The organism is Mesorhizobium sp. M1365 (genome assembly GCF_040317865.1).
Lineage (GTDB): Bacteria > Pseudomonadota > Alphaproteobacteria > Rhizobiales > Rhizobiaceae > Mesorhizobium.
On record NZ_JAMYLG010000016.1, the window covers coordinates 85,988 to 102,584 of the forward strand.

Below are 16,597 nucleotides of genomic sequence, written 5' to 3' on the forward strand. Positions count from 1 at the left end.
GCATTCATCTTTTGTACCGGAGGCGAAATAAATGTTATCTACCAAGGATAGAACCGATACCTGCAGCGAACAAATTCGCGCTTTCCTGGCCTCGAATTTCTATATAGCCGATCCCGAGAGCCTGGAGAGCGACACCTCGCTCCTCGACCAGGGCATCGTGGACTCGACGGGTGTGCTCGAGGTTATCGGCTTCATCGAGGAGACCTTCGGCATCACGGTCGAAGACAGCGAGCTGCTGCCGGAGAATCTCGATTCCATCGAGGGAATTGCGCAATACGTCATGCGCAAGAGAAACTGACGCAAGAGAAACTGATTTCCGAAATCTCGCGCAACTCTGTTTCAGCTTCCCGGCCGTTTCTAGCCGCGACAGCGCGTCTACCTGCCGCGGCTGCGATGCTTACGCCTGCGCCCTCGTATGTCCCACAACCACCCTGACCTCACCGGCCTGGTTGGTGACTGCCCGGATACTCTCATAGGCCTTGGAACGCTCGAGCAAACTCATGACCTGCCGGTCCTGGCCAAGCCCCACTTCGAAAAGCAGGATGCCTCCGCGCCGCAAATAGCGCGGCGCCTCCTTGAGCACCCGCATGTGGATGCTCAGGCCGTAGGGGCCGGCTGCGAATGCTTCACGCGGCTCGAGCTCGACCAGATGCGAACGGTCGCCCTCGAGCCGTTTTTCCGAAATGTAGGGCGGGTTGCAAACGATCACGTCGATAGTGCCGTCGAGCTCCAAGCCTGAGAAGGCGCTGAACAAGTCGCCCTGAAGCACCGTTACCCGGTCCTCGATTTTAAGATGGGTGACGTTGCGGCGCGCGACCTCCACGCATCCGTCGGTAAGATCGCTTGCCCACACGCGCGCGGTGGGAGCGTGGTGCGCGATGGCGCACGCCAGATTGCCCGCCCCACAGCACATGTCGACAACGCGAGGCACCGGCAGGTTCAGTTGGCTCAGGACATCGAGAGCGGCCTTGCCGAGCAGTTCCGTTTCCGGCCGAGGAACAAGCGCACCGGGCGAGACCAGCAACTGCAATCCCATGAAGGTGCTGCGCCCCCTGCCGTAGGCATCGGCAACATTGATCTCTTCGCTCACGACACTCGCCTCCCCGATTTAGCCGGCGTTGGTGGCCGACGTACCGATGAAGTGTATCTCAAAACCGTTTAACTCTCGATCGACAAAATCAAAACCCATCCGTCGCCAGACGCTTTGAAGCCTTGATGCTACAAAGATGATCATAAGCTTCTGCCGGGTGTCATGATTAGGAATATCTCCTTACCTGACCCGGTTATCCCCAGCCTGGCGAGCCAGTTGCCGAATTCTCAGCCTGGCGTCACGATTTTGCTACATTTTAATCAAAGAAGGCACGTATGTAAGCAATTCGTAATGTTCAGCAGCGGGGCGGGGCTGCTGCTTCCCGGAAGGTTAAAGTTTGTCCCTCATCGAAAGAATCGACGAGATTGCGCGGCAATTTCGCGTCAACGAGCGCACATCATGAAGTCGACCAAAGGGCGCTCGCTCGATCTCCGCTCCGCAATGTTCGGCTGTGTGCACGGCCTCGTCGGCGTAGGCGTTTTCTCGGCATTGATAAATATCCTCGCCTTGACCGGCTCCGTCTACATGCTCCAGGTCTATGACCGCGTGCTGCCTTCGCAGAGCGTGCCGACTCTTATCGGATTTACAGTCGGGATGCTGGGACTTTACGCGGCCTATGGGCTCCTCGATTTCGTGAGGCTTCGCCTGTTGGTCCGCATCGGCAGCCGCCTGCATAGAAATCTGCAGCAAAAAGCGTTCGCAGCCTCGCTTTCCCTGCCCCTCGTCGCCGGGCCGGATGCGAACCGGGTACACCCGCTTCGTGATCTGGACCAGCTACGTGGCTTTCTTTCCGGGCTCGGGCCGACAGTCTTGTTCGACGCTCCCTGGATACCATTTTATATGGTGGTCATCTATCTGCTGCACCCCGCGCTTGGCGTGCTGGCAACGCTCGGCGCATGTGCCGTTGTGTTTTTGACGGTGGTTGCCGAGATCATCGGCCGCAAACCAGCGGCTCGTGCATCTGAGACACTCGTAGCGCAGCGGCTTCTGGCCGACTCCGGCCGCCGCAACGCAGAGGTTGTTCAGGCGATGGGCCTTTCCGCCCCGCTTAGCCGGCGCTGGAACGAGGTCAGTCATCTTTATCTGAAGAACCAGGAACGGCTCTCCGACGTCGTCGGCGCAGCAAGCTCACTGTCGAAGACGCTCCGAATGGCCCTGCAATCATGTGTGCTGGGGCTTGGTGCCTACCTTGTGATCGGCGGCGAGGCCTCGCCCGGCGTGATCATTGCATCGTCCATATTGCTGGGCCGCTCGCTGGCACCGGTCGATGTGGCGATCGCAAACTGGAGAGGGTTTCTGGCAACCCGCAAAAGCTATTCCGAGCTGGCGGCAGCCCTGGATGCTTTTGATAGCCAGCAAGAGCCAATGGAACTGCCCGGCCCGAAGGCTGAGCTTGCGGTCGAGGAATTGACCGTCGCGCCACCAAGCCTGCAGAAGCCCACCATCTTCAATGTAAGCTTCCGCTTGGCGAGAGGCGCAGGGTTGGCGGTCGTCGGCCCGAGCGGCTCCGGCAAGACCACGCTCGTGCGCGCTTTGGTCGGCGCATGGAAGCCGCTTCGTGGCACGGTAAGATTGGACGGCGCCTCGCTCGATCAGTGGAACTCAGAACTGCTCGGCATTCATATTGGCTACCTGCCGCAGGACGTTGAGCTGTTCGACGGGACGATCGCCGACAACATTTCGAGGTTCGGCGGTAAAAGCGACGCAAAAGGCGTGCTGGCAGCTGCCAAGGCTGCGGGCGTGGACAAGATGATCATGCGTCTTCCGCAGGGTTTTCAAACACGCATCGGAGAAGGCGGCGCGGCCCTTTCGGCTGGGCAGAGGCAGCTCGTCGGGCTTGCCAGGGCACTTTACGGCGATCCATTCCTCGTCGTTCTTGACGAACCAAATTCCAATCTGGATGCAGACGGTGATGCTGCTTTGGCCGGCGCAATCCTGGCAGTGCGTCGGCGCGGCGGTATCGTGATCGTCGTTGCGCATCGCCCCTCCGCTCTCGTCAACATCGATCAGGTACTCGTCCTGTCGAACGGGATGCTCCATTCGTTCGGCTCGCGCGAAGACGTTCTGGCAAATGTGGTCCGGCCCTTCCCGCGCCCGGACAAGCCAAACATTGTCGTTCCGCTGCAGCACGGTGCAAGCGGGCATGCGTGAGGTATTGCTTAGTGTCTAACGTGACCATGTCGTCATATGCTGCGGTTGGCGGCGAAGGCCCGCCGACCGGGCAGAAGCCGCAACCGGATGGGATTCGAGCCAATCTACCCTGGGGTACTCTGGTCCGGAGCCTAGCAGCACATTGTCGTTCCGCCGCACAAGGGTGCAGCCGGGCATATGCGAGGTATCGCTCTGCTGTTGCCGTGTCATACGTCGCAGCCGGTGGCGAAGGCCGTTCGTTGGAGACGAAGCCAGAGCCGGATGGCATCCGGGCCAATCTGCTCTTGGGCCTGGCAACCAGCTTGCTGTTGATCTTTGGCGGAGGGCTCTGGTTGGGATTGACCAAGATTGCCGGCGCGGTGATTGCGCCCGCAACCGTGGTGGTCGAAAGCAACATTAAAAAAGTCCAGCATCAAACCGGCGGCACCATCGGCGGAATCTTCGCTCAGGACGGCGATCATGTGAAGGCCGGCGATGTGTTGGTCAGGCTGGACAACACATTGACCCGAGCAAACCTGCAGATAGTCACCGAGGACCTCAATCGCGCCACCATTCGTCTGGCCCGACTGGAGGCCGAGCGCCAGGGTCTGCCGGAAATGCAGACCCCGCCCGACCTTCGCGCTCAAATGGGCGACCCGCAAGTGGCGGCACTTGTCAGTGGCGAGCGTGCCTTGTTTGAAAGCCGTGCTGCGGCGCTGGCTGGCCAGAAGGCACAATTACAAAGCCGCGCGAAGCAGCTGGAACGTCAGATCGATGGCCTCAAATCGCAGCAGTCTGCAACGGACGAGTCTCTGGATCTGCTGACCAAGAACCTTGCGGATGTCGAATCTCTCTACGCAAAGAAGTTGGTGTCCAAGGAGAGGTTGAGCAATGTCAGCCTGGACAAGACCCGGGCTCGCGGCGAATCGGGACGCCTTGTCGCAGCGATAGCAGAGGTCCAAGCTCACATCAGTGAAACGGACCTGCAGGTGCTTCAGCTCGACGAACAAATGCGGAGCGACGTGACCAACGAACTTCGCGAAACGGAAGCCAAGCAGACCGAGCTCAGTGAGCGCAAGGTGGTGGCCGAAGACGAACTCAGCAGGACAGACATTCGTGCCCCGCAATCGGGCACAGTACAAGAATCCTCGGTCCATACCGTAGGAGGCGTGATTGGCGCGGGAGAGGTGCTCATGATGATTGTGCCCGATTCCGACAACCTTGTCGTCGACGCTTCCATTCCTCCGTCGCGTATCGACGAGATTCATCCCGGACAGCAGGTGTCGATCCGCTTTCCAGCGTTCGACGCCGGCACCACACCTGCTTGCGAAGGCTCGGTCAAGCGCGTCTCAGCGGATCTGATCAAGGATCAGCAACGCCAGCTTTCCTTTTTTTCGGCGCGTATCGACGTCGAGAATGAAGCGACGTGCCTGACAGGAGAGAAAATCCTCAAACCGGGCATGCCCGCCGAAGTCCACATAAGAACCGACGAGCGCAGTGTCTGGTCCTACTTGATGAAGCCCCTCACCGACCAGTTTTCCAGAGCTTTCAGGCAGTAAAGCGGTTGCCACACTCAACCGACAGTGCGGCGGCCGATTGGATCGGGGCGCAGCCGATCTATCGGGTCGCCGCATTTTCGAGAGCGCTGCTGAATCTGACCTCGATCGTGTCTCCCGGCATGACCTCGGTGTCTTCTTGGGCAAGCTGTTTTCGCCATTCTTCGCCGACCTTGCGAATGATCGTGACCTCGGCCTGGATCGTTTCGCCGGCAACCGGCAACGGCAGAGCGGCCGCTCCCGTGGGCTGCAACTTCTGGCTGGCGGCGCGAAGTCTTGCGCCAACGTCGGCAAGACGCACGTTGGTATCCTTCAACTCAGTCAGCAGACCCATTCTTCTTTGGTTGACATTGCGTTCGTGCTGTCTGGTAAAATCGTCCTGCTGACGTCGTGCTCTCATAAGCTCAACCGACGTTTCGAGTGCCCGGCTGGAAGAAAGAACCAAAGCGCGCCGGACATCGGCAAGCCGGGTATTGGTTAGATTTCCGGACTCAAACGCTTTCCTTACGCGCGCCAGCTCGTCTTCGTCCGCCTTCACTCCATCCGCTTCGGCCTGCTCGCGCTTGAGCAGGGTCTCGGTTTGTGCAGCAGCATCCTTGCCACTTTTTTCGAGAAAGCCCTGCTCTTGCCGGAAGTTGTCCAACGAGAGCTTCAGCCCTTCCGCTTCAGCCTGCGCGATCGCCGACGCAAAACTTGCCGGCAAGGGAGATCCTTGTGGTGGCTGCATGTCGAAAGTCGGTTTGTCCTGAAGTTCGGCGCGGATGCGGGCGCTATGAAAATAATCTCTCGTATATTCCCCCCAAAGCGACTCGTAATCGCGCCGCAGATCCACCGGATCCGGGCCAACCTGGTTTGCCCGGGACCGCAAAAGGCTGAAACCGCCTGACACGGCAATCGCCTGCCGCACGGTCATCAGCGGGCGGTAGGCCTGCTGTCCGGGAGTGAGCACGTCGCCGGTCACATAGATCGGCCTGTACTCCGCAACCACGGCGGTCACGTCTGTCGGCTTGATGACGATCATTTGCTCCCGCCCATCAGGCAGACGCTGGTGGAATATCTTGGTCGGCAAGATCGTCTGCATGCGCGTTTGCAGTTCAGCCGGAGTTAAGCCCCCCACCGAAACCATCCCGACTTCGGGAAGCGCGATCGTGCCGTCCATCTGGACCACCGCACGTTGCGTTCGCTCCGGGATGGAGGCAATTCCAATCTCGACGGTGTCGCCGGCAGAAAGTCGATAGGCGACCCGCGGTTCCGCTGCAGCAGCCGTATTCATGGCAGCCAGCATACCGAACACGACAAGAAGCATTCGATCAACGAGGACCATTGGCGGCAATCTCCTTCTGGTTCGACCGCGGCTCTTCCGGCCAATCGAGACGGGTGACGAATTCGTAGACCGGCCCGCCAGGCACGCCCCAGTTGCTCGACCAGATTACCTGTGAGCCGTCGGGGGATGGCGAGGCATGGGTCTCGCTCCAGTAATCGGACGGGACGTTGTGAGTTTGCGTGACGCGTCGAACCTCCCCGCTGCCGTCGAGGCGAAGCGCGATCACCTCTCGCGCATATGGCGCCCAGTCGGGATTGGCAGATATCTCTTCCGGCTTGCCGCCATAGCTTACGAACACCCAACCGCGCCTGTCCAATGCCCGCAGGGATGCATGCTCGGCTTCGCCAAACTTCATAAGTGAGGTGACCTTTCCGTCGGCCAGCCTCCTTTTGATGACGTGATATTTGTCAGGGTCGGACTTGCTGATGCCCACGAAAACTTCGCTGCCATCTTTATCCACCGTCATATCGCCATGGCCGGGGCGATGATGGTCAGTCCACCTCTGCCGCAACGTCCCGTCGACGGAGAAAATAGCCCGCTGCTCTGTGTCCTCGTTCACATTCTGAAAGCACAGGATGTTCGCACCGAGCGGGGAGATCGAGCAGGCGCTGACGGTTCCGGCAAGCTGAGCAAGATCGATGTCCGGAAATTTCCGGCGCTGCTTGAGATCATAGGCAAATACAACCATCGCGCCATCCCCACGGATTGCGCGCACTGCTATGCGATCGCCGTCACGGCTGGGATTGCCTTTGGACGGCCCGAACTGAAGATCACGATAATTCGGTGAAACGAACAGGACGTCTTCGCGATTGGTCCGCGGCGCCCAGGTCGAAATTTTCCGGTCCTGAACGCAGATCATCAGATCGGCATTTTGCGGATGCCATTCGCATTCAGCCGATCGAGCACGACGGAAGAGCGGGACATAGGTCTGCCCGTCGAAAAAGCACATGCCATTGCAGCCGTTGGTGATGACGAGGAGAGTCTGGTCCGAATTCCAGGCCTGGGCGCTGGAATAACGGTGGCTGCAGAATTTTTTCTCGCATACGACTCCATTCCCAAGGGCCCCAGGCTTGGTAATGCGCATGAAAATTGTCCCGAAGGCTGGGTCGGTCGCGGGTTGGAGATAATCGGGCAAGTCCATCGTCACTGGCGCAACAAATTGTCTCGACGCGCTGCTTTGCCGACTGCCTGCCACGGTCAAATCCAACGACAAGGCAGCCGCAATCAACAGAGCCAATCCTCCCGGGCGAAAGCTCATGTCATGTAGCCCATCTCGTGTCGCACCCGGCCTTCGCTGAGGCGCCCTTGCCACCATCCGATGGTCCGCTCCAGGCCTTCGCGCAGGCTGGTCTGGGCACGCCATCCAGTCTTGCTTTCGAGGAGCGAAGAATCGGCCAGCAAGGCACGCACCTCGGAATTCTGCGGCCGCAGGCGGCGCTCGTCCCGGTGGATTGGTTTCTTGCAGCCACTCAACTCGATCACCAGATCCAATATGTCCGAGATCGTCACGGCGCGCTGGCTTCCGGCATTGTAGGCATGGCCAAATTCGAGCTCGGCGGAACCTGCGGTCAAAAACGCCGCCGCGGTGTCTTCCACGAAAGTAAGATCGCGGATCGGGCTTGTGTCTCCCACCATGATCGCCGGGCATTTCTTGTCGAGAGCCTGGCGTATAATGGTCGGTACTATGGCCCGCTCACTCTGGCGCGGGCCGTACGTATTGAAGGGCCGCATGATAACCACAGGGATGTCGAACGATCTGGCGTAGGACTCCGCCATCATGTCCGCGCCGATCTTGGATGCCGAATATGGTGACTGTCCCTGCAACGGGTGCGATTCGCTGATAGGCATTGTCAGCGCGGTGCCATAAACCTCGCTTGTCGAGGTGTGCACCACACGCTCCGTATCCCATTGGCGCGCCGCTTCGAGGACGTTGACCGTGCCCAGGATGTTCGTCTCTACATAGGACTGGGCCGCGGCGTACGAATATGGGATAGCTATCAGTGCGGCGAGATGAAACACGACCGCCTGGCCACGCACGATCCGGTTAAGGAAGGCGCTGTCACGAACATCGCCGCGGATGAGGTTCAACTGGCTTCGAATGGTGTCCGGCAAATCGTCCAGCCAGCCGTGGCTGTCGAAGGAATTGTAGAGAGCCAGCGCAGTGACGTCCGCGCCGCTACGGACGAGTGCTTCGGTGAGATGCGACCCGATGAATCCGTCGGCACCGGTAACCAGAACTTTCCTGCCCTTGTATGCCATGACCCAAGCGTTCCCCCTATGACGTGAGGCACTGACTTTGCAAATCCACGAGAGCGCGGGTTTTCCACCTGCTCTCAAGTTCCGATCGGCGACGGCGAAACCACGCCAAGCACCGCCAGCAAGCCGCGCACCATCCACACAACATCGGAGCCGATCGTGCGCTGCGGATAATAGGAAAGGTCGAGCCTGGCTTTGGCAGGAAACAGAACCTGGCGATAGAACAGTAGCGGGTCCATCGATCGCGGATAGAAACGGGCTTCATGCCGGAAGAGAACCTGGGCTGGACCCAGCAAGCCTGGCTTGTATTGTAAAATGTCTTCGAAGCCCCCGCGAAAACAATCGGCGAAGGCAAGGCTCTCCGGGCGTGGCCCGATGATTGCCATCTCGCCTCTGAAGACGTTCCAAAGCTGTGGCAGTTCGTCGAACTTGGTGACCGCGAGGAACCGTCCTATCGGCGTCATGCGGCTGTCATCGGCCATGGTCAGAGCCAAGCCACCGGGATCACATTGCACGCTGAACTTGCGAAACTTGTACATGCGGAATGGGCGAGCACCGGCCCCGACGCGGGTCTGTGTGAAGAAGATGGGCCGACCGCCTTCCAGCAGCAGCGCCACGGCAATCAGCAGCATCAGCGGGCCAAAGACGATCGCCGCGGCTGCAGCAATGACGAGATCGATTGCTCGTCTCGCAGACCCATGGGCGGCGCTCGAGCCGTTAGGCCTGTGAATGGCTAGGTCCAGGGCATTCATGCGGCCGTTCCTGTCTGAGCGCAGTTATTGACCGCCGCGGCAAGAGCGACCACCACCGTTTCGACCAAAGGTGCGGTGATCTGCGGATGCAGCGGTACAGTCAGTTCGCGCTGGGCGAAATCTTCAGTGCGCGGTAAGTGAGTACCGGGAATGAGCTCACGATAGAGCGTCATCTGGTGCACCGGCGGGTAGTGGATAGTGGTTTGTATCCCTTGCCCGCGCAGTGCGTCGATGACGTCTTGCCTGTCGGCGTAACGTGGCAAAAGGATAGGCATGATGTGGTAGGCCGACGTCCGCGGCTCGTGGAACGGGATGGTCACGGCTGGGCAATGCTTCGCTATGAGACGACGATACAGCATGACCAGGATACGCCTGATCTCATTCCACTCTTGCAGATTTTGCAGCTGGACCAGTCCGATCGCAGCCCGCAATTCATCCATGCGATAGTTGAATCCGAGCATGGTGACATCATACTGAGGGGTGCGGCTGTTCAGCCTTTGACGTGTCCCGGTGGTCATCCCATGTCCACGCGCCTGGCGGATTGTCTCGAGCAGACCGGCATCCCTGGCGATCACAGCCCCGCCTTCCGCCGTGGTCATGTTCTTGTTGCCGTAGAAGCTGAAGGCGGCCGCGGCACCAAATGTCCCCACCTCCTTCAAGCCCGGCGCATGCGCGGCGTCCTCGACGATGTGTAGCCCCCGGGCACGGGCGAACCTCTGCCATTGTTCCCGATCGGCGAGGTAGCCGGCGAAATGAACGAGAATGATTGCCTTGGTGCGGGCCGTGCATTTCGCTTCGGCTTCCACGATCGACATCAGCGGCACGTCGGCTGACTCGATGTCGACGAAAACCGGCGTCGCACCGACATAGAGGACCGCATTTGCGGTCGCCACGAACGTCAAGGATGGCACCAGCACCTCGTCGCCCGGTCCGATGCCAAGTGCGTGCAAAATGAGATGAAGCGCTGCGGTGCAAGAACTGACCGCGACGCAATCCTCCGCATCATGAACGTCGGCAAAAGCTTGTTCGAAGGCTCGTACCTGCTCCCCCATGGTCAGCCAGCCGCTGTCGATGACCCTGGTCAAAGCAGTCTTCTCCGGCACACCCAAGATCGGGGCACTGACCAAGAGCATCACAACCTCCTAGACTGATAACTGTGGGAACCGGGCTCGTGACTTCATCATCATCATGCAGCCGTCGCAGTGACCTCGATCGAGGCCGACTGGTCTTCCCAGGAAATGGTCTGTGCGTTCTGAAAATCGTCGACGCGCCCGATATCGAGCCAGAGACCCTCATGCTTGTACACGTGCACGGTTGTGCCGTTCTGCATCATCTGCAGCATCAGGTCGTCGAACCCAAAGGGTATGCCGGATGGGATAAACTGCAGAACATCCGGGTTCATGCAGTAAATTCCCATGCTGACCAGATGCGAAAGCGTCGGCTTCTCGCGAAAGACCTGCACGGTATTGTCGACTTCGTCGATGACGCCGAAATCCATCTTGATCAGGCGACAGGCTGTTGCGATTGTCACTGGATCGGTGTGCTTACGGTGCGCTGCTACAAATCGACTGAGGCTTAGATCCGTGAGGACATCGCCATTGAGAACGATGAATGGCTCCGTCAGTTCATCCCTGATCAAAGACAGTGGCCCGATGGTGCCAAGCGGCTCCATCTCCTGCGTATATCGAATTTTCAGGTTCCACTGCGAGCCATCTCCACACACGGTGCGGATCAAGTGGCCGAGATACCCGGTTGTAATATAAACTTCCTGAATGCCGTTGCGTCGCAACCATTTCAGAAGCATCTCGAGAACCGGCCGTGCGCCGATCGGCATGAGCGGCTTCGGCAAGACCGAAGTGAAGGGGCGGAGGCGTGTTCCCATTCCTCCACATTGAATAACCGCTTTCATCCTGGTCCTCCCTTGTTCATTCGGCCTGAACGCCATCGTCACGGGCCGGCTATCCTGCCCTGGTCAGCACCCGGGAAACGCGTTCTTGTCCCCTCAGAAGAACCGGTGAGATTTCCCGTAGAAGACCGGTGAGATTACTCCACTGTCCCCTGATCCGGACATTGCATCTGGATGGTATGTGGCCGTCAGGGTGGATGTCGTCGTGCATTCGAATGGTAACAATTCAGCCGTTTTGCTGTTCTATATCTTTAGGCCTATAGCACTGCTGAACGACCGGCCGGTCTGTCAGCTGTCCAAAAGGTCAGAACGTATGTTCGACGACGTTCGGCGGGTTTCGCTCACAAGGGGCAAAAAAAGAGGAGCGTTTCCCGTCATTTAAGATTATATTAGAAATCTGGCGTTTGCGGTGTTGGGGGTGCCGCAGCGTCGGCTGGATGAATCGACGAGTGGATGGCCACGATTTTCAGGCCATTACCGTTCAATCCATTCAGATAGGCGTTGGGGTAGTTCAATGTATCGAATCGTCATCGCCGACGATCACGGCTTGTATCGTCGCGGCTTGCGATTGGCACTGACCGCAGGCATTCCAGGTGTGGAGATCTTTGAAGCGTCCTGTTTCGACGCGGTGCTCAGTTTGCTGGCGGAGCAGTCGTTCGTGGATCTTGCGATCCTGGATCTGAATATGCCGGGCCTGTTCAATCAAGAAGTGCTCGGCGGGATCCTGTCTGCCTATCCGGACACGCGATTTGCGATCGTTTCCGGAAACGATTCACGCTCGGAAATACTCACAGCTCTGTCGATCGGGCTTCACGGCTACATCGTAAAATCGCAGACGGACGAAGAGGTTGTTTTGGCCGTCAATGAAATCCTCTCCGGCCGCATCTATGTTCCTGCACTTCTGTCACGCCCGGGAGCGACGCAAACAACCCACGCGCATACCCATTCCGACGACAAAGGCCCACAGAGGCGTACCGCTGGCGTCAACCTTGGCAGGCTGACTTCGAGGCAAAAGGAAGTCCTCAAGCTGATGGCGGAAGGCTATTCAAACAAGGAAATTGCGCGCGATCTGGAAATCGCGGAGGCGACCACGAAAATCCACGCTGCTGCGGTTCTGCGTGAATTGGGGGTACGCAATCGGACCGAGGCTGCCGTTATGCTGAAGACTTGGCTTTCGAGACATGCCAGCTAGAGCGCCGCGCGTCCTTTTGGACGTGCAAACGGCGTCGCAAGACTCCTCATGCATTTTACTGCATATCCCAAAGCCGCGGCGCAGCTTTGGGCCGACGACATTCTTGGAAGGAACCCTGCGCATCTCAAAGGCCGCTCAGCGCGACCCGCCTTTAGATATCTGCTTTCCGATTGGAGCACTGCACTACAATCCGATTTCCTTGCGTGACAGCCGCAGCGAATACCGTAACCCTTGGTCCGATATTTCCAGCCTGGGAGAGTGACCGACAAGCGGCGCTCCATCCACTCCGATTATCATGGAACCGAAGCCATGACGGACTACGCTCGAGGTCCGCCGCCGCCCCGATTCCACCCACTCGAACCCGATCTCGCTGCCTGTGTCTTCAGGTGCGAACGTCCAGCTTACGTCGATCCGGCCTTTTGGATCGCCAAGCGCTCCATACTTCATGGAATTGGTGGCAAGCTCGTGAACGATCATCGCAAAACTCTCGGCGGCGCCTCCCGACATCGTCACGGAAGGACCGCCGACCGATATGGCGCGTGTTCCCATATATGGTTGCAATTCTTGAGCAACGAGATCGTTTAGCGTCCCCGATACGCTGCCGTTGCGTGAAAGAAGCAGATGGGTTGCCTCAAGCGCGCGTATCCGGTCGATCAGCATTTCCTTGTATTTGGCAACATTGTTTCCAGGAGCATCGACCATTTTCACGAGCGCAGTGATCACCGCGAAAACGTTGCCGAACCTGTGGCGTTGTTCGAGCATAATGCGCTCCCGCTTCTTTGCCGCGGCGCGCAGCAGCGTGGTTTGTCGTCTCTCGCTCAGGTCGGCGGCCACTCCAAGCCGCTGTCCACCATCATCATGTCTTTCCTCCCTTCCGCGCAGCGCAACCCAGCGGATATGTCCGTCCGGTCGGCGGACGCGTATCTCGACATCGTAATTCGTGACCGATGGTGCGGCCTTTCTCGATGCCGCCAGCTTCGGCCAGTCCGCCGGATGAACGACAGCTGACAGCTCCTCCAAACTGCGGCTATTGGCCTGGGCCAGGCCGAGAATGTCCCAGAACGTGTCCGAGCCCGTGACTATCCCGTCTTTAAGGTCTATGCGCCACGTGGCCAAGCGTCCAGCAGACAGAGCGAGGTCCAGCCATTCCTTCTGGGCCCGAAGCGCTTCGTGAACAGCGCGTCGTTCCGAAATATCGTCGACCACCACGAAGATGCTCTCCGAGAGGCCACCCTCGGGCACGGACGAAGAAAGCGTTAGCCTGGCCCAGAATGCCGTACCGTCCTTTCGTGACAGACGCACCTCCGAAACGAACGAAGAAATGTCATTGCCCAGCCTCGCCAGCAATTGCGCCAAGGTATCCCGGTCGTTCGGATGGGCGAGCGTATCAAGCTGTAATTGGGCAAGCTCCTCCTCCCTGTACCCGGTCATCTCACAAAGGCGTCTGTTGGACTGCAGCAACTCACCTTTCTTGTTGGTGTTCGCGAATCCCATGGCAGCACGTTCGAAGGCCCAACGATAGCGGCTTTCGGTCGCCTCGACGGCAGCGAGCCTGGCCTCCGCGACTTCCAGCAACTCACGCAAGTCCTGCCGCAGACGATGGAAGGTCATGGCAATCACGCCACCCGAAACCAGAAGCAGGATTGCGCGTGCCCAGTCTCCACTTGAAATCTGATCGTGTCCTCGTGCCCACAGCCCGACAGCAACCATCAGAATGGTCGCAGCGAGCGCAGGTACGCGGTCTTCGAGATAAGCGATAATAATAATAGCCGGAATAAATTCCAGAAAACTTGCGCCTTGCCCAATATAGGCTGACGATTTTATTTCAAATATCAGTGTGGCAGCTAACACCGATGCAGACGCAATATGAGTTAGCAATCTGCCCGACGGGTTCGAATTCGACCTGCGCGACTGCGAGCTCATGGACACAGACTACAACCTTCTGACTAGCCCGTCGAGACTAGAGCAAAAAACGTACAGCTTAGTACCACTGCCGGATTGCCATACCGCTATCATAGCGCGCATTTTATCGGACGCAGCGGGGCCTAAGAGCTGCCTTAGAACTGTCGGATCATATTAAGTTTTCAAGGTGATGATGAACGTATTATCCGTCAGCGCATAGAAGACTATAATCCAGCTACACATAGAAGACTACATGAATCCCGAATACTTATTTCGGGCGTGTGAAACTTTGGGTTAGGGGTAGAAAATGAATCTGATCGATAGACAGGTCGATGCTTCTTCGAACAATCGGTATATTGTTACGAGGACCAAGTATGATTTTGAAGCGCGGAATACGCGGCCCTCTTCTGGTCACCTTCCCGATCGCGCATCGGATCCATTGGGCGCAAGGTTCGGCGAACCAAAAGGCCGCAGTCTGGAATCCATAACCGGCGTGCTTGATCGCATTGGCTGTGGCTATCTCGTGTTGAATCGCGAAAGAAAAGTAGTCGAGTGGAACGCAGCCGCCCAAACCACGCTTGAGCGCCAGGGCGAAGCGGCCGACACGGCGAGCGGACTTACGGCCGCCCTAAGGCGGCTGATCGCGAATGTTCCGGGCCAATTCCTGCCGGGCTCATTGTCTTGGGTGGTGATCCGCAGCAGGGGCGACCGACCGGTGATACTGAACGAGAACGGCGTTATAGCTCCCGACGGAACGAGCATTGTGGCGCTGCTGGATCGCGACAACAGGTCGGGGCCAAATCCTCGGACGCTGCAAAGAATGTTTGGCTTGACGAGCGCAGAAACGCACCTCGCCTTGCGCTTGGCCCAGGGCGACGCACCTTTGGAGATCGCTCGCAGCTGGCGTCTCAGCCGCACCACGATCCGTTCCCAGCTTGCCTCGCTGTTCGCCAAGACCGAAACAAAACGCCAGGCGGAACTGGTGGCCCTTCTTGGGCGTATTTCGGTCCTGCCGTAAGGGCCGCGCAGTTGTTGGGGTCTAGTTGGCGGCATCCACATGCGACGGGGCTTGGTCGACCGGTGCTGGAGGCCGTTCCAACCAGCTTGGCAGGTCACGTTGCGCAGCGCATGGCCGGCGCCTGCTCACCTGTGCCGAACGCCGACGCCCCGGCACATAACATCCCGGCACAATTGGCCGGGATCTCGGAATAGGCAATTCGACACTGTCGAGTGACGTCGAAGGGGCAAAAAATTGGATCATGATTTAAACGGTGGTTCCGTTCTTTCTGCGGAAAATATGGAAACCGCCCGATCCCGGTCAGACCGCGCCGTGAAGGAACTCGCCCCGATAGGACCGATCGTCGTCACCGGTGCTGCAGGCTTCATTGGTTTTCACGTCGCCTTGCGGCTTTTGCGTCTGGGTGTCGAAGTCATCGGCGTCGACAATTTCACCCCCTACTACGATCCACGACTCAAGGAAGCGCGGTTTGCACGTCTCTGTGCCGAGCCGGGCTTCACTTCGATGCGAATTGATCTGGCGGATGCCGCCCGCGTTCAGTTGCTGTTTTCAGAATTTCGCCCCTCACACTTTGTCCATCTCGCGGCTCAGGCCGGCGTGCGTCATTCACTTGCTGACCCGCATTGCTATGTGCAATCGAACATAGTGGCGTTTCTCAACGTCCTTGAGGGCTGCCGGCATTTCGGCGTTAGTCATCTCGTCTACGCTTCGTCGAGCTCCGTCTACGGCTCAAATCGAACCACACCGTTTTCTGAGCATCACGGCGCAGACCATCCTGTCAGTCTGTACGCCGCAACCAAGCGTTCAAACGAATTCATGGCGCATTCATACAGTCATTTATTCTGCTTGCCCGTGACCGGACTGCGCTTCTTCACCGTTTATGGCCCCTGGGGCAGGCCCGACATGGCAGTCTACATGTTCACGCGTTTGATTATCGAGGGGAAACCAATCGAAGTAGCCAATGCCGGCCGCGTGTGGCGAGACTTCACCTATATCGACGACGTCGCTGAGGGGGTGGTTCGAGCACTCGCTGCACCGCCGCGACCCGACCCGGGTTGGGATTTTCTTACCGCAGATCCCGCCACAAGTTCTGCACCGTACCGCGTCTATAATATTGGCAACGACCGGCCGGAGGAGATTAACCGGCTGATTTCGCTCATCGAGACCGCCCTTGGCTGCCGGGCGATTCGCGTGGAAGTGCCTCTACCACCGGGCGACGTTCTGGAGACTCGCGCCGACGTGAGTGATCTTCGTAACGCTGTCGGCTTCGCCCCGGCGACAACGCTCGAGGACGGAGTGCAACGCTTTGTCGAATGGTACCGGGACTTTCATGGAACGAACATCGCAGCCAGCACACAGCAACAAACGTTAATGCATGTGTAAGCCCACCGTGTAATCCGCGCCTTGTCGGAGCGACGAATCCACGCGTCGGCCATCCTTGTCGCGGCTGCTGGTCTGGTCAAAAGATCCA

General features: G+C 58.4%; 14 protein-coding genes. 6 read left to right on the plus strand and 8 right to left on the minus strand.

The features are described from left to right. Positions 1 to 31: 31 nt before the first annotated feature. Positions 32 to 298, plus strand: a complete 267-nt coding sequence (locus tag NKH04_RS18880; RefSeq protein WP_023675628.1) for an acyl carrier protein — start codon at positions 32 to 34, stop codon at positions 296 to 298. A 99-nt stretch (positions 299 to 397) separates the two neighbouring features. Here the strand turns inward: NKH04_RS18880 and NKH04_RS18885 are convergent, their stop codons facing one another. After that, positions 398 to 1,090, minus strand: coding sequence for a N5-glutamine methyltransferase family protein (locus tag NKH04_RS18885; RefSeq protein WP_352472474.1), 693 nt, complete (start codon positions 1,088 to 1,090; stop codon positions 398 to 400). A gap of 399 nt (positions 1,091 to 1,489) precedes the next feature. Between NKH04_RS18885 and NKH04_RS18890 the strand changes: the two genes are divergently transcribed. Further along, positions 1,490 to 3,241 (plus strand): type I secretion system permease/ATPase, encoded by a 1,752-nt coding sequence (locus NKH04_RS18890; RefSeq protein ID WP_352472473.1) that lies wholly within the window; start codon positions 1,490 to 1,492, stop codon positions 3,239 to 3,241. 239 nt (positions 3,242 to 3,480) lie between these two features. Continuing rightward, on the plus strand, positions 3,481 to 4,779 hold the full coding sequence (locus NKH04_RS18895; RefSeq protein ID WP_352472472.1) for an HlyD family type I secretion periplasmic adaptor subunit: 1,299 nt from the start codon (positions 3,481 to 3,483) through the stop codon (positions 4,777 to 4,779). A gap of 58 nt (positions 4,780 to 4,837) precedes the next feature. Here NKH04_RS18895 and NKH04_RS18900 read toward each other — a convergent pair whose 3' ends face one another. From NKH04_RS18900 to NKH04_RS18925, 6 genes are all read right to left on the minus strand, one after another. Beyond that, positions 4,838 to 6,100: a polysaccharide biosynthesis/export family protein gene (locus tag NKH04_RS18900; RefSeq protein ID WP_352541721.1), complete on the minus strand. Its 1,263-nt coding sequence runs from the start codon at positions 6,098 to 6,100 to the stop codon at positions 4,838 to 4,840. After that, entirely contained in the window at positions 6,087 to 7,358 is a 1,272-nt protein-coding gene (locus tag NKH04_RS18905; RefSeq protein ID WP_352472470.1) for a hypothetical protein, read from the minus strand. The genes NKH04_RS18900 and NKH04_RS18905 overlap by 14 nt, the downstream gene beginning before the upstream one ends. Further along, positions 7,355 to 8,359 (minus strand): SDR family NAD(P)-dependent oxidoreductase, encoded by a 1,005-nt coding sequence (locus tag NKH04_RS18910; RefSeq protein WP_352472469.1) that lies wholly within the window; start codon positions 8,357 to 8,359, stop codon positions 7,355 to 7,357. Before NKH04_RS18910 ends, NKH04_RS18905 begins: the two co-directional genes overlap by 4 nt. A gap of 74 nt (positions 8,360 to 8,433) precedes the next feature. Next, positions 8,434 to 9,108, minus strand: a complete 675-nt coding sequence (locus tag NKH04_RS18915) for a sugar transferase (protein ID WP_352817195.1) — start codon at positions 9,106 to 9,108, stop codon at positions 8,434 to 8,436. Further along, positions 9,105 to 10,241, minus strand: coding sequence for a DegT/DnrJ/EryC1/StrS family aminotransferase (locus NKH04_RS18920; RefSeq protein ID WP_352472522.1), 1,137 nt, complete (start codon positions 10,239 to 10,241; stop codon positions 9,105 to 9,107). The genes NKH04_RS18915 and NKH04_RS18920 overlap by 4 nt, the downstream gene beginning before the upstream one ends. Positions 10,242 to 10,294: 53 nt before the next feature. Beyond that, positions 10,295 to 11,017 carry a nucleotidyltransferase family protein gene (locus tag NKH04_RS18925; protein ID WP_023675619.1) on the minus strand — a complete coding sequence of 241 codons (723 nt, stop codon included), beginning with the start codon at positions 11,015 to 11,017 and terminating at the stop codon, positions 10,295 to 10,297. 511 nt (positions 11,018 to 11,528) lie between these two features. On the opposite strand from NKH04_RS18925, the gene NKH04_RS18930 reads away from it, so the two are divergent. Next, complete coding sequence (locus tag NKH04_RS18930; protein WP_023675618.1) at positions 11,529 to 12,206, plus strand: LuxR C-terminal-related transcriptional regulator; 678 nt, start codon at positions 11,529 to 11,531, stop codon at positions 12,204 to 12,206. A gap of 183 nt (positions 12,207 to 12,389) precedes the next feature. On the opposite strand, the gene NKH04_RS18935 is transcribed toward NKH04_RS18930, so the two are convergent. Further along, positions 12,390 to 14,057, minus strand: a complete 1,668-nt coding sequence (locus NKH04_RS18935) for a PAS domain S-box protein (protein ID WP_353020669.1) — start codon at positions 14,055 to 14,057, stop codon at positions 12,390 to 12,392. Positions 14,058 to 14,415: 358 nt separating this feature from the next. On the opposite strand from NKH04_RS18935, the gene NKH04_RS18940 reads away from it, so the two are divergent. Then, the gene (locus NKH04_RS18940; RefSeq protein WP_352472466.1) at positions 14,416 to 15,126 is read left to right on the plus strand and encodes a helix-turn-helix transcriptional regulator; all 711 of its coding nucleotides are present in this window, start codon (positions 14,416 to 14,418) and stop codon (positions 15,124 to 15,126) included. Between the two features lie 279 nt (positions 15,127 to 15,405). After that, entirely contained in the window at positions 15,406 to 16,509 is a 1,104-nt protein-coding gene (locus tag NKH04_RS18945) for an NAD-dependent epimerase (RefSeq protein ID WP_352683283.1), read from the plus strand. Positions 16,510 to 16,597: the final 88 nt, after the last annotated feature.

Coding starts and splice junctions, on each gene's coding strand:
- NKH04_RS18880 (WP_023675628.1), top strand. CDS start 32: ATGTTATCTACCAAGGATAGAACCGATACCTGCAGCGAACAAATTCGC.
- NKH04_RS18890 (WP_352472473.1), top strand. CDS start 1,490: ATGAAGTCGACCAAAGGGCGCTCGCTCGATCTCCGCTCCGCAATGTTC.
- NKH04_RS18900 (WP_352541721.1), bottom strand. CDS start 6,100: ATGGTCCTCGTTGATCGAATGCTTCTTGTCGTGTTCGGTATGCTGGCT.
- NKH04_RS18905 (WP_352472470.1), bottom strand. CDS start 7,358: ATGAGCTTTCGCCCGGGAGGATTGGCTCTGTTGATTGCGGCTGCCTTG.
- NKH04_RS18910 (WP_352472469.1), bottom strand. CDS start 8,359: ATGGCATACAAGGGCAGGAAAGTTCTGGTTACCGGTGCCGACGGATTC.
- NKH04_RS18915 (WP_352817195.1), bottom strand. CDS start 9,108: ATGAATGCCCTGGACCTAGCCATTCACAGGCCTAACGGCTCGAGCGCC.
- NKH04_RS18920 (WP_352472522.1), bottom strand. CDS start 10,241: ATGCTCTTGGTCAGTGCCCCGATCTTGGGTGTGCCGGAGAAGACTGCT.
- NKH04_RS18925 (WP_023675619.1), bottom strand. CDS start 11,017: ATGAAAGCGGTTATTCAATGTGGAGGAATGGGAACACGCCTCCGCCCC.
- NKH04_RS18930 (WP_023675618.1), top strand. CDS start 11,529: ATGTATCGAATCGTCATCGCCGACGATCACGGCTTGTATCGTCGCGGC.
- NKH04_RS18940 (WP_352472466.1), top strand. CDS start 14,416: ATGAATCTGATCGATAGACAGGTCGATGCTTCTTCGAACAATCGGTAT.
- NKH04_RS18945 (WP_352683283.1), top strand. CDS start 15,406: ATGGAAACCGCCCGATCCCGGTCAGACCGCGCCGTGAAGGAACTCGCC.